The following is an 18,756-nucleotide window of genomic DNA, read 5'->3' as shown; positions in this document are numbered from 1 at the left end:
AGGTCCGCAAGCAGATCCGCTGGATTCACAGCTCGACCTCCTTGGAAGCAAAGAAGTCCACTGGGGACAATGCGGTGTCGAAGTTCGGGTTGTGTGAGCGATGAACCTCCAGGTGAAGGTGGGGGCCGGAGGAGCGGCCGGAGGAGCCGACGTAGCCGAGGAGGTCGCCGGCGGCGACGGTGTCGCCGACGGTGACTTCGGGTCGAGAGCCCAGATGGCAGTAGCGGGTCAGGAGGTTCTCGGCGTGGGCGATCTCGACGTACCATCCGCAGCCGAAGATCTCGGGTGAGCCGTCGATGTCGCAGGTGTAGGGGCGGCCTGCTGGTGTGCGGGCGTTGCACACCACGGTGACAACGTCGCCGCCAGAGGCGGCGAGGATCGCGGTGCCGCGCGGCGCGGCGAGGTCGACGCCGTTGTGCTGGGGCCGCTCGGCGGTACGCCAGCCGGAGTTGATCGGATGACCGGCGACGGGGTGGGTCCACTCGCAGGCGAGGACTTCGCGGATCGTCGCGACGGCGGCGCGCGCCCCTGGTTCGTCGTCGGCGTAGGCGTCGGGGAACGCCGAGACCTGGACTCGCTGGGCGGCGACGGTGACCGGCAGGCTTTCCCAGCCCCCGACTTCGACGAGGGCGTCGTAGAACAGCCCGGCTGATCTGGCGGGGTCCATGAGGGTCGCGACCGGCCCCCAGTGCGGGCGCTGCTGGAAGATCCCGATCGAGTCGTGGTCGACGCCTTCGCCGTCGTGGTCATAGTCGTAGGACTCGGGGACGGCGGGGTTGGCGAGCACCCTGATCGTGCTTTCCTGCATCGCGGTCGCGAGCGCGACGACAGCAGCCTGCTCGGGCAGGTCGCGGTCGGCGGCGGTCTGGTAGATGGTGATCGCGTGCGCGGCCTGGGTTGTCCCGAAGCCCGACCCGAGCGATGCGGCGACGGCCTCGAGGTCGGCGTCGGTGAGGGCGCAGTCGCTGCCGGTGCCGATCGCGAAGTGCCGCCTATGCTGGTCGGCCGCGCCGACCATGAGCAGCGCGCTCCCGCCCATGACCACCGTTAGGACCGCGCCGATGGCGATGAGCCGCTTCATGACCGGCTCCCCGCTGACAGGCCGGTGAGGGCGAGTCGGTGCTCGGCGGGGCTGGCGATGGCGCGGAAGGCGACGTGCGCGCCGCCGCCGAGGAGGAGTCCTTCGCCGAGGCGGGCCGCGCCGATGAACGCCGCTTCGGCCGCGGTGAGTTTGAATGCTTCGGCGATGCCGTCGATCGCTTGCGCGGCTTGGCGCATGAGGATCTGCGTGGCGGCGTTGTGGATGACGGTGCGCCCCAGCTCGGACCCGGTGACGTCCTCGGCGTCCTGGGTGACGACCGCCAGCCCGCAGTTCCGTTTTCTTGCGGACTTCGCGAGCCGTGAGAGCCATTGGGCGCCTTGGCCGGTGCGCAGCATCAGCCATGCCTCATCGACGACGACCAGCGTGCGCGGCCCGCCGGGGGTGAGGCTGCGCCAGATCTGGTCGAGGACCAGAAGCGTGACCACCGGGGCCAGCTCGGGCGGGACCGCTGCGAGATCCCAGACTTCTAGTGGGGAAAGAGAGGAGAGCGCTCCGTCAGTCGCAAATCGGGCATCGGAGGTATCGAAGAGCGAACCGGGTCCGGTCCAGGGGGCGATGCGGGCGGCGAGGTCGGCCCCGGCCGGGTCGGTGGCGAGGGTGGCGGCGACGTCGGCGAGGGCGGGTGCCGGGCGGTGCCAGGTGGCGGGGTCGTCGCTGATCCCGGTGGCTTCGTAGCAGGCGGCGACCGCGCGTTGCAGCACGGCGGCTTCGGTACCGGAGAGTCGCTCGCCGAGCAGGGTCTCGATGACGGTGCCGATGAACAGGCGGCGGCGAGCGAACTCGTCGGCCTCGCCGGTGTCGGGCATGGCGAGGGGGTCCAGGCGGGCCCCGGGGGCTCCGGGCCGGTGGACGGTGCCGCCGACGTGGTCGGCGAGGGCGAGGTATTCGGATTCGGGGTCGATGACGACCACGCGCACGCCCTGGTAGAGCTCGCGCAGGATCGTGGTCTTCGTGAGGTAGCTTTTGCCGGCCCCGGAGCGGGCGATCACCACGCTGTTGTGGTTGTCGAGCGAGGCCCACCGGTCCCACAGGACCGGTGCTCCGGAGTACAGATTCGAGCCGTACAGGACGGCGGTGTCGGGGACGGGCCCGGCGAGGTCGGGTGAGGCGAACGGGAACGACGCGGCAGCAGCAGCGGTGTCGACGGTGCGGCGGGCGGCGAGCGGGTCGATCCCGAACGGTGCGGTCGCGATCGCGCCGGGCAGTTGCCTCGCGGTGGCGGGCCGGACGTCGATCATCGCCGCGGCCGCACGCGAGCGCACCTTCGCGCACACCAGCTCCAGGGCGTCCGGTGAGGGGGCGTGGACGGTCAGGTAGACGGCTTGGCGGTGCAGCTGGGCGTGCCCGCGGGCGACTTGCGCGGCCAGGTCGGCGGCGTCGGCCGCCGCCGCTTCCACGGCGGGATCGTCGAGCCGCCCGCGCACCGATTGATAGCGGCGCTGGGACTCCAGGCGGGCCCGGCGGCGTTGCAACTGCAGTGCGGCCACAGCGGCCGGGACGCCGTCGAGGTGCACGGTGACATCGACGCGGGCACCGGGAACGGCGAGGCTGCCCGCCCATCCCCACGGCAGGGTCGCGGGGTATCCGGTCACGAGCAGCACGGCGGTCCAGGAGTCGCCGGTGCGCAGCCGCCGCAGCTCCACGGTGGTGGTATCGGGCCACAGGTCGGCCTCCAGCGGTGCTGCCCGGCGGGTGAGGCGTGCGCCGATCGCCTTCGACAAGCGGTTCATCGCGACCAGCTCCCGAACGCCGCCGTCGCGGTGCCGAACGGGTCGAGGGCGAACCGGATCCGTTCGGAGAGCTGCGAGCGATCCAGGCGGGTCGCGTCGATGCCGATCTGCGCGCAGCACGCTTCCACCTGGGCCGACGCGTGCGTCGCCGCTTCGGCGTCAGCTCCGGTGACCACGACGGTGACCTCGCGGGCGAGCAGCCCCGGTCCGGCAGTGAAGTGGGCGAGCCAGGCGCGGTGCGCCTGCGCCGCGGCTCGCAGCGCACCGTCGCCGAGGGATGCGGCGCGAGCATCGAGGCCAGCGAGATAGGCAGTCAGGTCGACCGGGCGGTGGGTCAGGCACACCTGCAGGTGACCTTCGACGCCGTGGAGGAGCCGCCCGAACGCCGCGCAGAGCGCGGCCTGCTCGGCCGCCGAGCACAGATCGAAGTTGACCGTCCCGCACGCGAGCGCGATCGCTTTCCCGGCCGGGCCGAGATCGAGCACGCCGCCATCGCTGACGCCGCCGACCGGGGCAGGGACCGGGCGCACGCGCGAGCGGCGCTCATGCCCGGTCACCTTCGCCACCGAGCGGACGGCGTCGCGGTCGGCGCCACCGGCAGCGAGCGGGGTCCGTGGCGACCGTAGGACCGCCCACACGAGCCGGTCGAGACTCGTACCATCCTTGCGCGCCACGGTGAGCGCGAAAGTGGCGACGGCGATCGGCGCGGACACCAGCACCAGCCACATCGGGTGGACCTGACCGGCCAGGGACTGCCACAGCCACCACAACCCCAGTGCCGCAGGCGCGATCACGGCGACCTGGCGGGCCGTGAGGCTGAACAGCAGCTTGTCGGGCAGGTCGAGGTCAGCCGGGACGTAGACGCCGCGATCCATCACCGCTCACCGCCTTCGGGCCGCGGGTTCGGTCGCGGCGGCGGGAACGCGTGCTCTTCGCGGGCGGCAGGGACGTCGTGAACATCCGCCTCGCCACCTGCGTCAGCCATGCGTCGCATCGCCGCTTGTGCCCGCTGGCGCAGTTCGGCCTGCTCCTGCAGTGCTTGGGCCTGGGCACGGTCGGCGGCAGCCATCGCGTCGGCCTCGCGTTCGCGATTGGCACCGGTCGCCTCGGTGCGCCGCTCGGCCAAGGGCACGACCTCGTCGGTGCGCACGCGCACGGCCGGGACGGCTTCGGGGTCGCGCACGCGCAGCAGCATCCCGTTCGGGATCCCGGCGATCGGCACTGCCTCGCGTGTCGGATCGGGGCCGGCGTCACTGAGCGGCGAGTCCGGTGACGCGCCCGTCTGCGGGCCTTCAGGTGCGGCCCGGTGGCCCCCATCGGAGTAGCGGACGGGGTGGACGCGCACTGGCCCGCCCCCCGCAGCCCGAGTCGGGGCCGCATCGCCCAGCGGCGAATCCGGTCTGCTCGACGCGGGTGACTGTTCGCGCCGGGCATCGGTTTCGGTGCGAAAGTCGGCCCAAGGACCGAACCCTTCAGGGTCGGGCGGCAGATCGGGGAACCGGTCGGGCGGGTCCTGCTCCGCGTCCGCGCCACCTCGGCGCCTGCGCCACGGCGGCTCCATCCGGCGACCCCACGGACTGTCGCCGACCGCGATCGTGCGCGGCCTGGACTGGCCGCTGCCGTACAAGACTCTCGACATCACGAGCGCGCCGAGGAATCGCGACCCGGGAACCGAGAGCGGGCGGCCGCGGGCGATCAGGAACGCCTGCTGGTGGACTTTCCACATCATCCACACGATCACCAGCAGGTACAAATCGGTGACGTGCAAGTGGAAGAGACGCCCCCAAAAGCGGGTGTCGGTCATCTTGACCCATATCCACACCAGCGCGGCCTGGCCGATCGCCGAGGCCATGCACGCGCCCAACATCCGCCACCACAGGCGCGCGGCCCATTCGGTCACCGGGAGTCCGTGACAGGCCAAAGCGATCGGTGCGCACACGACCACGAAAAAGAACGCGATGTTCCGGACGATCGCGCAGAACAGCAGCACCAACAGGCAAATGATCGTGGCGATAATCCACAGGATTTCCACCAGCAGATTCGGCTCCTCGCAAACCTCACCGTCGTCGAGTTCGCCCGCCGCTGCACGCGCGGTGCAATCCTCGTATTCGAACATCTGGTCTGTCCACCAGTCGGTGGTCAATTCCTCCGGGAACTGCTCAAGCTCAGCGACCCCAGTCGAATTGGCCTCGATCGAGACGCTGCTGAAGCCGTCGACCACCCCATTCGTGGCGTCCATGGCTTCCTGTACGAGCACCGCCGACAGACCGGCCAGCAGCATGCCGACAACGAGACGCGGAGCGATCTCCCGGATGGTGTACCGGGTCTGGAGCGTCTCATGCGACATGACCAGGAAACCGCCGACGACGATCACCAGCGCATATCCGATGTAGGCGAGTACCAGAAACTCATCCGCCAACGGCACCCCGGCATCCCAGGACAGATCCGCCAAGTGGATCCACTCGATCCTGGTCAACGTCTCCCGCACACCGATCCGCACCGTAGCGAGAAGCTCCCGGAACCATTCCAAAAGCCCATCAAGCGCTTCATCCAACCAGTCAGGCATAGCCGATCACCACCCAGGCGACACCATTCACCGGAACACTGCGGCATCGCCGAACAAGACGTTCATACGGCGATAGAGTTCCGAGTGAAATAGCGATGTGGCCGCTGCTTGCAGCGGCATCAACCAGGCCGTTGCACGCCCCGTAGCGAACGACATTGCGCTTACTCATAGGTCAAGATCCCCTTCAGAATCTCGACCAACGGAATCGCGAGCAGCACGATCGCGAACCCGATCGCCGCGCCCCGCAACGCCGACTTCGCCTTCTCCGTCTCGCCCGGCTCGCTCGACAGCAGATACCGCAAACCCGCGATGGTGAGCATGACCGCGACCACCGTCGCGGCGATGCCCACCACCCACAGCCGCAAGTTGTCGAGGACCCGGATGATGTCCTCGGTGTCCGCCCAGGCCGCGTCAGGCACCGCGAACACCAAGACGACGACGCCCGCGGCCACCGCCGCGATCGGCGGCAGCCACCGGGCCAGCCGAGCCCGCTGCGATAGGTGAGCCGTTCCCACGTCCGCACCCCCATGGCGGATCGATGCGTGGGGTCGACCCGGGGGTCAAACCGGGCCGACCGGGCTCCGCAACGACGGGGGTCGGTGCTCAGTGAGACACCACCTCCCTCACGATCGGATGCGAACAGGACTGCCTGGAACACATCCCACGTCGACGGGAACCCGAGCCAGCACTCCGTACGACTGGCTCGGAGTGGGAAGACCTGGAATGGGGGCCGGTGAGCATGGGTGGGCGCCCACCCCAGACCCATCCCCGAGCTGCGAACCGGTCGGGCCCATGCAGGACTAGTGAGTGGGCCGGAACGAGCTGTTGCGCACCCTCCACGTGGAGGTCCTGGGGTGTCTCCCACCCTCTCGGCCGTGGGTGGGGAATCGGGGTAGGCGAGGCCCTCGCCTGGGGTGGGCGCAGCGTTGGACACACCCTCGGGTGGGCGTTCTAGCTGGAGGAACAGCGGACAACACCGTCCGCTCCAGCACCGAGGAGCACCGCCATGCAACCCACCGCCACACCGCTGCAGCGCATCGCCGCCGCCTTCGACCACCACGCGGGCGACCCGCACCTGACCGTCCCCGGCACCGACCTCGAAGGTCTCCCCGACCGCCCCGTCGGCCTGGACGAACTCAGAAGCCTTCTGACCGGCGACACCCGGCCTAGCGAAACGAGCAACCGCGCCAGCGATCCCGTCTGGATCTATCTCGTCGAACAGGCCCGCACCGAGCCGCTGTGGGTCACCATCTGCGCCGGGCTCGCTCTCCCCGGACTGCGCAACGCCACCCGGCGCGTCTCATGGATCGCACCACCCTGGACCGAACACGCTGATATCGAAGCCAGTTGCCTCGAAGGATTCACCAAAGGCCTCGCCGCAGCAGACACCGGCAAGCCCCACCTCGCCAGGCGACTGTGTCAGCAGGGCTACATTGCCGCGCGCCACTACGCCCGCGAGCTCAACCGGTACGCCAAGAGTCTGGTCTCGATCGCCTTCGAATCCCACCCACCCACGGCCCCTGCCGGCCACATGGACTTCGTCCTCGCCGACGCCGTTCGCCACGAGATCATCACCACCGAAGAAGCCGACCTCATTGGTGCCACCCGCATCGACGGCCAACGCCTCACCGCCTACGCCGCCGACCACGGCCTCACCCGACCGACCGCCGACCACCGCCGCCGCGCCGCCGAAAGTCGCCTCGCCCGCTGGTTGACCGGGACAACGGAAGGCGTGGATCCGACCGAATCCGCAACCACCTGAACCTAGAATAGGAATATCCGATGATAGGACCATACGATCTGAACTGATTCACGATGTCATTCAATGAAGGATTCTCAGGCGGAGGTCGTCCATTCACAATCGCTCACCGGCGTAGAGCGAGATGTCGGCAGTACGCAGTACTCTTAGCTGATCTTGATTGAACGGCCGGAGCGTTGACGCGCGGGCCTTGGGATCCCCGGGACAGAGCTTGAGTAGAAGCATCGAGATCGTCTGGAATGCGATCGGACAGGAAAAATTCGACCAAATCGTCAACGCGCTTCTCCGCCGACGGTATGTCGAGGACCCCGATAGGAAAGCGCAGCCCATTGACGGCCGCGGAGGGGACCAAGGTAAAGATTGTGTCGTTCTCTACCGCGGCACCATCGAAACCATCTATCAGTACAAATACTTCCCCGAGGGGTTTTCAGGCGACTGGCGGTCCCGCAGGACTCAGATCAAGCGGTCATTCAAGTCCGCGATGAAGCACAAACCGAAGCGATGGATCCTCGTCATCCCGCGAAACCCGACCACCTCCGAGATCGCGTTCGTGGACAAGCTCGCGGAAGGGCATGACGTCGAAGTCGACATCGAAGGAGAAGCCGCGCTCGACACGGCGCTCGCCGAGAACCTCGACCTTGCCCGCTATTTCACCGAAGACCCCGTCCGCGAACTCTTGAGCGACGTCGGCCGCCCCGAACTCATGCTCGACAATCCCGAACGCATCCACGACGCGATCGCAGGTGTCCAACGCCAGGTCAACGCCCGGAATCCGTACTGGGGAATCAACTTCTCCGTTGACGAACGGGGCATCACCCAGACGCCGTACGCGAAAGACCCGGACGCTCCGAGCATCGAGCCCATACTTCTCAACGTGCGGGTCGGTGTGGCGAGCGCAAACTACGCGGCCTTCGAGAAGCTCTGGCAATACGGCGATGTCGACGGCGTCCTCGTACTCGACGACAGCGAGCACGAGCACTTCGAGATCCAAGGCCCCGACCTGGTCGCGCAGAATGGCGACGGCCGCCGATTGGAGATCAGTAAGCCGCCGATACCGCTCGAGCACCAGAAACCCGTCGAGTTTCGCGTTGTCGACGAGGACGGGCACACCGTGGCCTCGGTGATAGGCAAAGGAATCTACGCCGCACGAGGCTCACACGGAGGCACACTTAAGGTGGAGTTCCCCGGCGGAATGCACATGAAGTTCACCATCCCGGACGACATGGCTGTACCCGGTGGTGCCACGATGAACTGGCACCCCGTTGGCCAGGACGCGATCGCGGTGCATCGCGAGCGCCGCGCTGTCGAGACGGCGATGCATCGCTCGAACTACACTGAGCTGTGGATCGGGTCGAAGCGGCGCACGCGCTGGCAGACCAACGACGCTATATTCTCCGGCTTCAACGATGGAGATCAGAAGATCGCTGAGGACCTCGCGATCATCTCCAAACTTCTCGAAGTCGCCCTCACCATCCCCGAGCAGCTCACCGTTGCGGAGCGTCGGGAAATCCGTGAACTCAGGCTCCTCCTGGACGGGTACTGCATCCTCATGCCAGAAATCAACGGCGCCACCGTCACGGTGGAGAATGCTGCGCGCGAGATGTTGGCAGACCTGGTTCATCGAAAGGGCGGCGTGCGATTTGCAGGGCCCCTGGAGTTTACGATCCAGTCGCACGCCCTCGTGGTTGAGGAAGTCTACCTATTCCACCCTGCCGCACAGCTTGTCAACAAGGAAGAGGTTCTCGCCGCCCTCGAAGATCCCGACACCGAACTCTTCACCCTCAAGCTGGAGTCGGCGGACGACACTCCTTTCCGGGCATTCAACCCGAGACTGGTTCCCAACCCCGACTCCTACATGCTCCCGACCCCGCTTGAAATAGAAGGGATTCAGGAGCACCCCGCGATTGCCTTGATCGCAGAGCGATGGGAAGCCGACCTCGAATCCCCAGAGAACGAGGAGGAAGGACCCTGACCCACCTTCCCGACGATCGCAGGTCGGCGGGAGCGGCAGACTGAGACCGGCGCCAACTCGTCCTCAGTCCATTCGGCGACGCGTCCGCGAAACGGGTTGAGGTCGTGAATCTCGGCCCGGCCGCCTTCTGCCGAAAGCCAATGGCAGGAGCGCAGCCTCGCGGCCCCGGGGACCGAGCCAGTGAACGCGTTCGAGGTTCACTCGCGACCGCATCGTGCTCCAGTGTGACCATATAACGCCGGGAGGTAATCGACTCGACACGCGGCCCGCACGTTTGGTAGAACTTCGAGGAATAGTGTCTGATATTGAATATTTAAATCGTAAATGAGAAGATTTCATGGCGAAGAGCAAGAAAGCGAAGAAGCTCGACCACTTCGAAGTGGACGTGCGGGCATATCTCGAAGCGTTCCTCGGCGCGCCGGTCGAACAGCACGATGACAACTCCGCTCCCGAGGGCCACATGCCCGACCTGCGCGTCATGTGGCCCGATCGGCCCGCGGCTGCTGTGGAGGTCGTCCGAGACGCGGATAAGGACGGCGTCAACCAGACCGTGCGGCTCCGCCGCCAGGGCATGTTCATCCCCGCGCCCGGCCTGAGCAACGACTGGGCGATCGAGCTCACCCCGGTGACCGACATCAGGGAAGCTCACGCGCAGCTTCCCGCGATCCTCCTCGACGCCGAGGCAACGGGCCAGACGACCGTCCAGGGGTTCATTGACAACCCCCACAACCCGGTCTCCGCCAAGATCGCCAGTCTTGGCATCGTCTACGCCCGGCAGGGAGGACCCGTTACCCCGGGCACGGACGCGACCATCACCCTGCTCCACACCTTCGGCAGCTCCTGGACCGGCGACATGAACATCCTCGCCTCCTGGTGCGAAAAGGCGCTCGCCCGCCACGCCGACGTGCCCGCAAAGCTGCTGGCCTCGACTTTCACCGAGCGACATGCTGTTATTGCGCCCACCTGGTACGGCGACTTCCAGGCGTACTACGCCCTCATGCGACACCACCAGGGCACACGCACACTTCCGACCGCAGCACCGATCCTCCCCGAAGGCGTGGACCAGATCTGGCTCTGGGGCGGCCGCATCCTTCATTGGAGTCCAGACACCGGCTGGACCGAGCACGAACGCTCCCAGCCCAAGACACACCACATGCACCTACACCCCGAACCGTTCGACCTCCTGGCCTCCGGAGACAAGAAGGTCGAGGTTCGCGTCGCCGACGAGAAGCGCCTGACAGTCATGCCCGGCGACAACATCACCTTCACCGCCGACGGCAAAGAGCTGACCATGACGGTGGAGCGTATCGACCGCTACACCGACTTCGACGAGATGTACCGCTACGAGAACGAGGCGGACATCAACCCGAACCTCGACGCGGCCACCCAGATCACCGGGCTTCGGGCGCTGTACCCGACCGAACGCGAAGCGCTTGGCGTACTCGCGATCCGAGTAAGCTAGGGCAACGCATGCGCGATCTAGAGCGCAGAGGAGACGCCGAGTTCAGTCATGCTCGCGGGAGGATGCCGCGAACTGGCTGGTGATCTCCAGTCTGCCGACGATCCTCGGGCGCGCTGGTTTGTTGGTATCCCGCCCGGGGGCACAGCAGAAGCGATGCGGGGCCAGGTGTAAACCTGGCCCCGTTTCTCTGTGGGGTGAAGTGGCGCAGTCGAATCGGGTGGGGGTCGGGAATCCGACATAAACCGCCAGGCGTGGTGCACACGGGTTGATCTTGTACCTCTGTGCTGAAGATGGCTACAATCCGTGAGCATGACGGACGTCGAAGAAGACCTTCCTCCGGGGCCGCCGCCGCTCATGGAACTGGCGCGGCAGCTTGTCGCCGAGCGGACCCGACCCCGCCAGTACGTGCCGAAGGGCTACCAGAAGACCGACATCCCCAGGGACATCTGTTCCGCGAAGACCTTGGGGCGCTTGGAGTCGGGTCGGTATCGAGGGGTGAACCTCGGGACGGTGCTCAAGCTCCTGCGGTTCTACCAGACGCCCTTCGACCGAGCCGATCACATTGCGCGTCTAGCGGAAGCGTCGAAGGCGCACGACTGGTGCAGCCACTACGCCGCTGTTCTCGAAGATCGAAACTGGTTCTACCAGCAGTGCGAGGACAGCGCCAGCTACATGATGTTCCACTCCTACTCAGTCCTGCCTTCCCTCATCCAAGGCCCTGCCTACTACCGAATGCTCCGCGACACCACAACCATCGCGATGGAAGGGGAGTTCGACTGGGATGAAGGCCTGGAGTTCCGAATGGATCGGCGGGAGCGATGGATCGGGTCAGAGCGACCCGCTCAGCTCCTCATCGGTGAGGTCGCGCTGACCATCGACCTTGGGCTCCGGAGAGAAGAGATCCTCACGGACCTGCGCGATATAGCTGCGCTGCCGTTCGCAGATGTCCGTGTCATCCCGTTCAGCGCAGGACGCTACGAACTCCAGACCTGGACGCTCAACCTGCTCGAATACGATGACGGCGAAGAAACCGTCGTCAACGTCGAGTCCCCCCGGGGATCAGGCTTCGTTCCGGTCGACTCGGCGCGAGGTAAGTTCTTCACCGGTGCCGCCAAACTGGCATCAGGCAAGTCGATCGCATTGGAGGACTTCCTACAGTGAGTAATACAGGACCCTGGCGCAAGTCGAGCCGCAGCGGCGGGGGCCAGGACAACAACTGCGTCGAGGTGCGCCTCAACGACGGCACCCCCCAAGTCTCGGACTCCAAGCTCGCCGACGACCGCCCCATCCTCACCGTCACGACCGAGAGCTACAACGGCTTCCTGTCGTGGGTGAAGCACCACGGGTAACGCCCGCGACCGGCAGCGGCCCGGCGTGGAGGCTTGAGGGCCGCCGACCGACTCAATTCGAATATCGAGCGCAGCGGCAGGCCCCGGCCCGCCGCTCGTTCACTTTCCGCGCCTTCCTGCCCGCCACCGGGACGGGACAAAAACGCGCCGAATTCTGTCCATTCAGAGTGTCCGATTCCCGTTGCGGCCGAACGATTCGGCAGACTCCCCGGCCAGAACTCGTGATTGCCTCAACGTTTCCCCTGCTCTTAGGCTCATCCCAACGCTCCGCCACCGAAGTGCGGAGTCCTGAAGCGACTGTCGACCGGTCGCAGGGGAGGGCACGGGATGGCACGACCGCAGCGACCACCGCTCAAACCGGGAGTGGTCTACGGCGAGTTCGCCAACGCGAGCGGCACGGTCTTCGTCCTGCGCGCCAGCCGCAGCGGCCTGCGCATGGCCGTGTGCCTGCACCACGACGAAGGCCCGCAGATCGCCGTCGTCTGCAATCCGACCGATGCGTCCCGGCGCTTCATCCGCTGGCAGAGCCAACTCTGGTCCTCCAACCCCAAGGACTGGAAGGACGAGCTCAAGGCCCTCGCGTTCGCCGCCATCGACACCGGCCTGTGCTCCGCGCCGAACTCGGTGGGCATGCCGTGAATGACTTCGCCGATCTGCTGTCGCGCAGCGTCTTCGCGACGCGTTTGCCCGGCCCCCTTCGCCCGGCCCCCGAGAACGGCCACTACCTCGCCGTCGTCTTCCACGAACCTGATTCCGACACCGCGAACGGCCAGGGCAGGGTGGAGCCCTCGCGCCCGGTCACGGTGTCCTGCTGCCTCTGCCCGGCCGCCATCGACCTCCGAGCCTCGGGATACGGAGAGATGGCGCGCCGGGCGGAGGCCGCCGGGTGGCACTACACGCCAGGGCTTCACCTCCACGAACGCGCCTGGTGTCCCAAGTGCCGCCCGAGCGCCGGGAGGGCCGTCAACTGACTGCTCCACGCGACCCGCTCCCGGCGGAGCCGACCGCCGCACGCCTGCACTCGTACGGCGGTCGGCTCTTCCCCGCCCCACCCGAACCGCGCGCGGTCCCGCTCGGCTCGATCACCTTCGACCGGCAGCGGATCGACCTGGTGTGGCTCACGCGAACCGACTCGATCCTGGTCGACTTCGCCGACATCGAACCCAAACGCATCGGCACGGTCGTCATGCGCGAGGACGGCCCCGGCTTCGTGGCCCAGCCCGGCCACCTCGACTGGCTCGGCTACGACGACCGCGAACGGCGGCTCCTGAACGCCGCCGTCCGTGTCCTGTCGCGGGGCACAGCAGAAGCGATGCGGGGTCGGGTGTGAACCCGGCCCCGCATCGCTTTCCGGCAGGCGAATGCCGCTTCGGTCAGAGCACGACCTTGTTCCTTCGGAGCCAATCCCGGAAGGATTCGCCGGACTGGCGTTCCCGCGGGTCCCTGCCTTGGTTCTCGATGGTGATATCCGCGTGCCCCGAGCTGTTGGGCTCCGGTTTGAAATCGGGATCGAGAGTCGATCGAATCGCGGAGTACGTGTCGCCGGCGACCGGGTTGACGCCGTAGCCTTGTTCGCTTCCAGGTTCGTTGGCGGGGCTGCCGAAGACCAGCATTGTCGCTAGGGCCACTTCGGCGAGTTTGCGGCCTGGGTGTTTGAGGTCGTCGAGGCGCTGGATGTCGGTCGAAGCGTATTTCTTCGCGTCCGGGCTGTCGGCGAACTCAAGGAAGCGTTGCACGGCCTCGGAGTCCTCGCGTTTCGATATCGCGATCGTGAGTTTCGCCGCGGCGAACATCTCGTTCACCGTCTTGGCTCCCGAATCCCTGGCGGCGGCGATCGCCTGTTTGTAGTCGACCGTTCCCCCGCTCAGTCGTTCCAGCGTTTCGATTCTCGCGAAGACGCGTTTCTCGATGGCGCTCTGGTTGGGTTTCTGCCCGAACAGTTTGCCGGCCTGCCTGCCGAGGTCGAAGCCTGTGTTGAAGCCGCTCATGTCAGGGCCTCCAATTCGCGATTTCTGTTGTTGCCGATGGTTGGGCCACTCCTGCTGCTGTTCCTACTGCCACTCCTGCTCCTGCGGTGGCTCGGAGGGCTCCTGATGCTGCTACGTCGGCTGCGTTGAGGATTACCAGTTGGGCCACTAGGAGGCCGTTGAAGGCGACTGCTCCGGCTTGGTAGGCCGCGTATACCGCGGGGGCTGCGTAGCCTGCCGAGGAGACCTGCTGCCATTGCGACTGGCCGAGCATGACCAGGGGCATGTCCATGACTTCGTAGCCGGCCGATTCGGCGGCTTGCTTGGTCTGCTTGAGGATCTCGACCGTGGCGTTCATGGCCGTGCCGGCCGCTTGGATCGTGGCCGAGCCTATGGACAGGCACGACTGGGTGGCCGTGTTGAGCGCCTTGACGCTCGGGAGCCAGCCGGTGGCCGCCTGGTAGTCCTGGCCTTCCCAGTCGGCGGCCAGGCCTTCCATGCAGTCGGCGTAGTCGGACACGAAACCGTCGATGTCGTCCTTGGCGCGGTCGGCCGCCGAGGCCACGTCGCCGAACTTGCTCGGGTCGGCCTCGATCGCCTGCTTGAACGTCGGCATCTCAGCGCCTCACCTCCTGCATCGCAGCGCTCCACACCATCAGCCCTTCACCTTTCCCAGTTCCCCTGACTGCTTGCCGATCTCGCTCGCGTTCTCCTCGTCCACGTCCTCCCACGCCTTCGCCGAGTCCGCGATCGGATCGGCCATCGCCCCGACGTGGCCGCCGAGGGTCGCCGAGGTGCCGTTCGTGCGCTCGGCGAAGTCCTCGCAGGCGTCGGCGGTGAGGAAGCCGTCGTTGGCGCTCTTGGCGTCAGAGGCCGCCCGCTCGATGTCCTTGGCGAAGTCGTCGGCCGACGGGGCCATTTGCTTCAGCCGCTGCGAGGCGGCGCGGATCTTCTCGACGTCGATCTGGATGGGCACGGGTCAACCGCCGTTCTTCAGCTGGGACAAGGGATCACGCCGCCGCGAGCAGTTCGGCGGTCATCGCCGCGACCGGGGCCGCCGCCGCGCGCTGCGCCGCCGCCACGGCCTCGCGGATCTGCTTGGCGAGCGCATCGCGGTCCGTCTCGCGGGCCACGTTGCCGGTCAGGAACATCAGGGCCGTGAGCTGCCCGCGCTGGTCGGCCTCGGCGCGGCACAGCCCCGACTCGGGGGTGTGGACGTAGCGAGCGTCGGCCCTCTCGGCCTGGAACGCCTCGATGCGCCGCAGGATCTCGGCGTCACCCGAACCCGGCTCGCCCAGTCCGCTCGCCTTCGAGAACAGGTCGACGCTCTCCTTGGCGCGCAACCGTTCTGCCGATCCGAACGCGGCCACGACCGCTTCGGCCAGCTCCCGGTTGCCGTACCTGACCGCGTCGGTGCCAAGCGCGAGGCCCCTGATGCGGCCGGTCGCGTCCAGCGCCACCGTCACCGCTCCGGCGCTGCCTTCGAAACGGGCGGACTCGACCCCGTCGAGCACGGTCTGGGCCTCGGCTGCTTTGCGCTGAAGTTCCTTGATCTCCTCTCGCGACGGGGCCTGCGACAGGATCGCCTCTGCCGCTTTGAGGTTGGGCCCGGCCGGGATGTGCTTGAGGAAGTCCTTCGCCTCGGCGATCTGGGCCTCATAGGAGTCGGGGAGCTTGAAGTCGGCGGGCGAGGGCGGCTTCGGCTCGGCCGGAGCCGGGGGCGCTTCGGGCACCGGAGGACGCTCGGGTGCCTTCGCGGCCGGGGTCTCCTGCTTCGCCTGGGCCGCGGGCGCTTCCGGGGCCTTGGCCGCCATCGACGCGGCCGCGGCGACGGCCTGGTCGGCCTCGACCTGCAATTCCGGGTGGCGCTTGGCGATCTCGCGGATGACCAGGTGCTGGGCGGTGAGCAGCTGCCGCGACGAGAGCTTCGCCAGAGCCTCCTCGCCGCCGTTCAGGGCCCGCAGCACGACCGCGATCGACCCGCCGTACTCAGGGTGGCGCTTGGCCGCGCCCGCGATGAGGCGCTCGATCCGCTCGGCGGGCCGGTCGCCGCCGAAGTGGCGGACCACTGTGATGTCGAAGACCGCCGACACGAGCCGCCGGTAGGCCTCGCGGTCGGTCCCCGAGAGCGAGCGGTAGGCCGTGCGGTCCTCGCGGCGTCCACTGCGGATGAACGACGCCAGTGCCGCCGCGCCGGGGAATTGCTCGCTCATGCTGCGCTCCTTGGGAATAGGGGTGCCTTCGGGGCGGGCCGGGAGGACCGCGCTCCTCCGTCGCCGCGACCCTACCCGGCCGTTCTTGTCATTCACTTGCCATCGGCGGGCCGCCTGCTCGCTGCCGTGGTACAGCGGCGCCGACGGGTACCCTTGGGCCGGGTTTGACGCAGGACCGCGCGAGTCGGGGACTCGCGCTTTTCGCGTTTTCTGAGGGGTTCGGTGGGGATGGACGAGGAGTTGCCGCCTTTGGGGCGGGCTCGATACGCGGTGCTGGAGGTCCTGAACAGGGGGTCGCAGACCGATTGGGTCGACGCTGCCGCCGCGTTGGAGGGGCTGTCGGACGCCTCCGATTGGCCGCAGGTGCTGGCCCGTGTGTTCACCGAGCTCGGGGACGACGCGATAGGGCACGCGTGGAAGCTGGGGTGGATGCCCCGCGAGGTGCTGAGCGCGGTTCGCAAGGCGCTGACTGCCGAGGCGGTCAGGGCCTGTGCGGCGATGATGCGCGGGCAGTTGGAGCGGTATTCGGACACCGAGCTGAGCGACCGGTGGATCGTCCATCGCGAGGAGCTGGCCGGTCAAACGAGCGCGAAGAACCTCGCCGAGGCCGCGCGGGGCCTGGGGCGGTGGGATCGGATCGCGTTGTGGGCCTTGGTCTTGGAAGTGCTCGACCTGATCGACGAGATGCCGCAGATCCCGCGCGTCGAGCCGCTGCCGGGGAGCCCCATGATCGCCCACCGGCTCGGGGTGGCCGAGTCCTCGCGGACCTACGAGCGCATCCGGGCGCTGCTGGCGAAGGCCGAGTCGACCGATTCCGACGCCGAAGCCGAGGCGTTCACCGCCAAGGCCCAGCAGCTCATCGCCCGCCACAGCATCAACGAGGCGCTCCTGTCGAGCACCGAGCAGCGCAAACGCGAGCCCGAGACGCTGCGGATCATCATCGAACGGCCCTACGAGAAGCCCAAGTCCGAACTGCTCGCGCAGATCGCCGACGCGAACCACTGCCGTCCCGTCTACTGGGCCGCCGGGGGCTTCACCACGCTCGTGGGGGACCGGTCCGACCTGCAATCCGTTGAGCTGCTGTACAACTCGCTCCTGGTGCAGGCCACGGCCGCGATGACGCGGGCCGGTTCGCTGGCCGACCGGGCCGGGAAGTCGGCGACCAGGGCGTTCCGGCAGTCGTTCCTGGCCTCGTTCGCGTGGCGCATCGGGGAGCGTCTGCGAGAATCGGCCGCCGAGACCGCCCGAGAATTCTCGGAGGCGACCGGGACCGACCTGGTGCCGGTGATGCGGGTGCGGGACGAGCGCGTGGACGCCAAGACCCACGAGCTGTTTCCCAAGCTCGTACGCGGTCGCTCGACCCGGATCACCAACTACGAGGGCCACGTGGCGGGCCTGGCCGCGGCCGACGCCGCGCGCCTGACGACCGGAGATCCGATCACCAAAGACTGATAGTTCCGGAATTTCAAGCCAGAAAGTTCCGATAGTTTTCCGGAAGTCATTGACATGTTTTCGGTGGGCGTCCACGATGGTCTCAGCGACAGAGATAGATGTCTGTCGATGCGGTTCGCGCTGTGCGAACCGGTCCTCACCCCCCTCAGAAGGAGGAAGGATGTCCAAGGACAACGCGTCCATCGGTCCGTTCAGCCGCCGCAGCATGCTGCTCGGCGGCGGCGCCGCTCTCGTGTTCAGCGGCGCCGGTCTGCTGCTGCCCGGCTCGGCCAGCGCGCAACAGACGATCACGACGAACCAAGAGGGCACCCACAACGGCTACTACTACTCGTTCTGGACCGACACCCAGGGCGCGGCCTCGATGACCCTCGGCGCCGGGGGCAACTACACCTCGCAGTGGAACAACGTCAACAATTGGGTCGGCGGCAAGGGCTGGGCCAACGGCGGGCGCCGGACGATCAACTACTCCGGCTCGGTCAACCACGGCAGCAACGGCTACCTCGCGCTCTACGGGTGGACGTCGAATCCGCTGGTGGAGTACTACATCGTCGAATCCCACGGCCCCTACAACCCCAGCAGCGGCGCACAGAGCCGCGGCACGCTCAACACCAGCGGCGGCACCTACTGGCTGGGCGAGTCGACGCGCTACAACGCCCCGTCGGTGGAGGGCACCAGGACCTTCCAGCAGTACTGGAGCGTCCGCCAGGGCAACCGCAGCTCGGGCACCATCAACACCGGCGAGCACTTCGACGCGTGGGCCCGCGCGGGCATGAACCTCGGGAACTTCTCCTATTACATGGTCATGGCGACTGAGGGTTACCAGTCCAGCGGCAACTCCAACATCACCCTCGGCAGCGGCGGGGGCGGCGAGAACCCCGGCGGCGGGTCGTGCAACGCGGTCCTGTCGGCCGGGCAGTCCTGGAGCGACCGCTACAACCTCAACGTCACCGTCTCGGGCAAGAGCGACTGGCGCACCACGCTGAACATCCCCTCCCCGGCGAGGGTGATCGCGACCTGGAACTGCAACGCGACCTACCCGACCGCGCAGCAGCTCGTGGCCACCCCCAACGGCGCGGGCAACACGTTCGGCCTGACCATCCAGCACAACGGCAACACCAACTGGCCCACCGTCAGCTGTAGCTGACCGGGCCCGGGCGGGAGGCACCGCGGCGTCTCCCGCCCGA

At 67.4% G+C, this 18,756-nt stretch carries 18 protein-coding genes; 9 read left to right on the top strand and 9 right to left on the bottom strand.

The window, feature by feature from the left end; all coding sequences use genetic code 11:
* Positions 1-25: 25 nt before the first annotated feature.
* The 5 genes from AB0B28_RS06395 to AB0B28_RS06375 all read right to left on the bottom strand — a co-directional run bounded on the left by AB0B28_RS06395 (position 26) and on the right by AB0B28_RS06375 (position 5,850).
* Positions 26-1,081, bottom strand: coding sequence for a M23 family metallopeptidase (locus tag AB0B28_RS06395; protein WP_360117457.1), 1,056 nt, complete (start codon positions 1,079-1,081; stop codon positions 26-28).
* Positions 1,078-2,832: a DUF87 domain-containing protein gene (locus tag AB0B28_RS06390; RefSeq protein ID WP_360117454.1), complete on the bottom strand. Its 1,755-nt coding sequence runs from the start codon at positions 2,830-2,832 to the stop codon at positions 1,078-1,080. The genes AB0B28_RS06395 and AB0B28_RS06390 overlap by 4 nt, the downstream gene beginning before the upstream one ends.
* Complete coding sequence (locus AB0B28_RS06385) at positions 2,829-3,707, bottom strand: PrgI family protein (RefSeq protein WP_360117451.1); 879 nt, start codon at positions 3,705-3,707, stop codon at positions 2,829-2,831. Before AB0B28_RS06385 ends, AB0B28_RS06390 begins: the two co-directional genes overlap by 4 nt.
* Complete coding sequence (locus AB0B28_RS06380; RefSeq protein ID WP_360117448.1) at positions 3,707-5,398, bottom strand: hypothetical protein; 1,692 nt, start codon at positions 5,396-5,398, stop codon at positions 3,707-3,709. The genes AB0B28_RS06385 and AB0B28_RS06380 overlap by 1 nt, the downstream gene beginning before the upstream one ends.
* A 161-nt stretch (positions 5,399-5,559) precedes the next feature.
* Positions 5,560-5,850, bottom strand: coding sequence for a pilin (locus tag AB0B28_RS06375; RefSeq protein ID WP_360117446.1), 291 nt, complete (start codon positions 5,848-5,850; stop codon positions 5,560-5,562).
* Between the two features lie 554 nt (positions 5,851-6,404).
* Here AB0B28_RS06375 and AB0B28_RS06370 point away from each other — a divergent pair.
* From AB0B28_RS06370 to AB0B28_RS06340, 7 genes are all read left to right on the top strand, one after another.
* Positions 6,405-7,160 (top strand): hypothetical protein, encoded by a 756-nt coding sequence (locus tag AB0B28_RS06370; RefSeq protein ID WP_360117443.1) that lies wholly within the window; start codon positions 6,405-6,407, stop codon positions 7,158-7,160.
* A gap of 208 nt (positions 7,161-7,368) precedes the next feature.
* Positions 7,369-9,129, top strand: coding sequence for a hypothetical protein (locus AB0B28_RS06365; RefSeq protein ID WP_360117440.1), 1,761 nt, complete (start codon positions 7,369-7,371; stop codon positions 9,127-9,129).
* A 337-nt stretch (positions 9,130-9,466) separates the two neighbouring features.
* Complete coding sequence (locus tag AB0B28_RS06360; protein WP_360117437.1) at positions 9,467-10,591, top strand: ASCH domain-containing protein; 1,125 nt, start codon at positions 9,467-9,469, stop codon at positions 10,589-10,591.
* A 309-nt stretch (positions 10,592-10,900) separates the two neighbouring features.
* On the top strand, positions 10,901-11,752 hold the full coding sequence (locus tag AB0B28_RS06355; protein ID WP_360117434.1) for a Scr1 family TA system antitoxin-like transcriptional regulator: 852 nt from the start codon (positions 10,901-10,903) through the stop codon (positions 11,750-11,752).
* Positions 11,749-11,940 carry a DUF397 domain-containing protein gene (locus AB0B28_RS06350; RefSeq protein WP_360117431.1) on the top strand — a complete coding sequence of 64 codons (192 nt, stop codon included), beginning with the start codon at positions 11,749-11,751 and terminating at the stop codon, positions 11,938-11,940. Before AB0B28_RS06355 ends, AB0B28_RS06350 begins: the two co-directional genes overlap by 4 nt.
* Positions 11,941-12,267: 327 nt before the next feature.
* The gene (locus AB0B28_RS06345) at positions 12,268-12,579 is read left to right on the top strand and encodes a hypothetical protein (protein ID WP_360117428.1); all 312 of its coding nucleotides are present in this window, start codon (positions 12,268-12,270) and stop codon (positions 12,577-12,579) included.
* A 289-nt stretch (positions 12,580-12,868) separates the two neighbouring features.
* On the top strand, positions 12,869-13,270 hold the full coding sequence (locus tag AB0B28_RS06340) for a hypothetical protein (protein WP_360117425.1): 402 nt from the start codon (positions 12,869-12,871) through the stop codon (positions 13,268-13,270).
* 43 nt (positions 13,271-13,313) lie between these two features.
* On the opposite strand, the gene AB0B28_RS06335 is transcribed toward AB0B28_RS06340, so the two are convergent.
* The 4 genes from AB0B28_RS06335 to AB0B28_RS06320 are packed head-to-tail and all read right to left on the bottom strand — an operon-like array spanning position 13,314 to position 16,120.
* Positions 13,314-13,928, bottom strand: coding sequence for a hypothetical protein (locus AB0B28_RS06335; RefSeq protein ID WP_360117422.1), 615 nt, complete (start codon positions 13,926-13,928; stop codon positions 13,314-13,316).
* A gap of 1 nt (position 13,929) precedes the next feature.
* A complete protein-coding gene (locus AB0B28_RS06330) occupies positions 13,930-14,523 on the bottom strand; it encodes a hypothetical protein (protein ID WP_360117419.1) in 594 nt (197 codons plus the stop codon).
* A gap of 39 nt (positions 14,524-14,562) precedes the next feature.
* Positions 14,563-14,883, bottom strand: coding sequence for a type VII secretion target (locus AB0B28_RS06325; RefSeq protein WP_360117416.1), 321 nt, complete (start codon positions 14,881-14,883; stop codon positions 14,563-14,565).
* A 34-nt stretch (positions 14,884-14,917) separates the two neighbouring features.
* Positions 14,918-16,120: a YbaB/EbfC family nucleoid-associated protein gene (locus AB0B28_RS06320; protein ID WP_360117413.1), complete on the bottom strand. Its 1,203-nt coding sequence runs from the start codon at positions 16,118-16,120 to the stop codon at positions 14,918-14,920.
* Positions 16,121-16,348: 228 nt separating this feature from the next.
* Between AB0B28_RS06320 and AB0B28_RS06315 the strand changes: the two genes are divergently transcribed.
* The gene (locus AB0B28_RS06315) at positions 16,349-17,572 is read left to right on the top strand and encodes a DUF2786 domain-containing protein (protein ID WP_360117410.1); all 1,224 of its coding nucleotides are present in this window, start codon (positions 16,349-16,351) and stop codon (positions 17,570-17,572) included.
* 205 nt (positions 17,573-17,777) lie between these two features.
* On the top strand, positions 17,778-18,716 hold the full coding sequence (locus AB0B28_RS06310; protein ID WP_360117781.1) for a glycoside hydrolase family 11 protein: 939 nt from the start codon (positions 17,778-17,780) through the stop codon (positions 18,714-18,716).
* Positions 18,717-18,756: the final 40 nt, after the last annotated feature.

The sequence above is a fragment of the Glycomyces sp. NPDC046736 genome, from assembly GCF_040645615.1.
Taxonomy (GTDB): Bacteria; Actinomycetota; Actinomycetes; order Mycobacteriales; family Micromonosporaceae; genus Glycomyces.
This window is presented reverse-complemented; position numbering and strand designations above follow the sequence as displayed.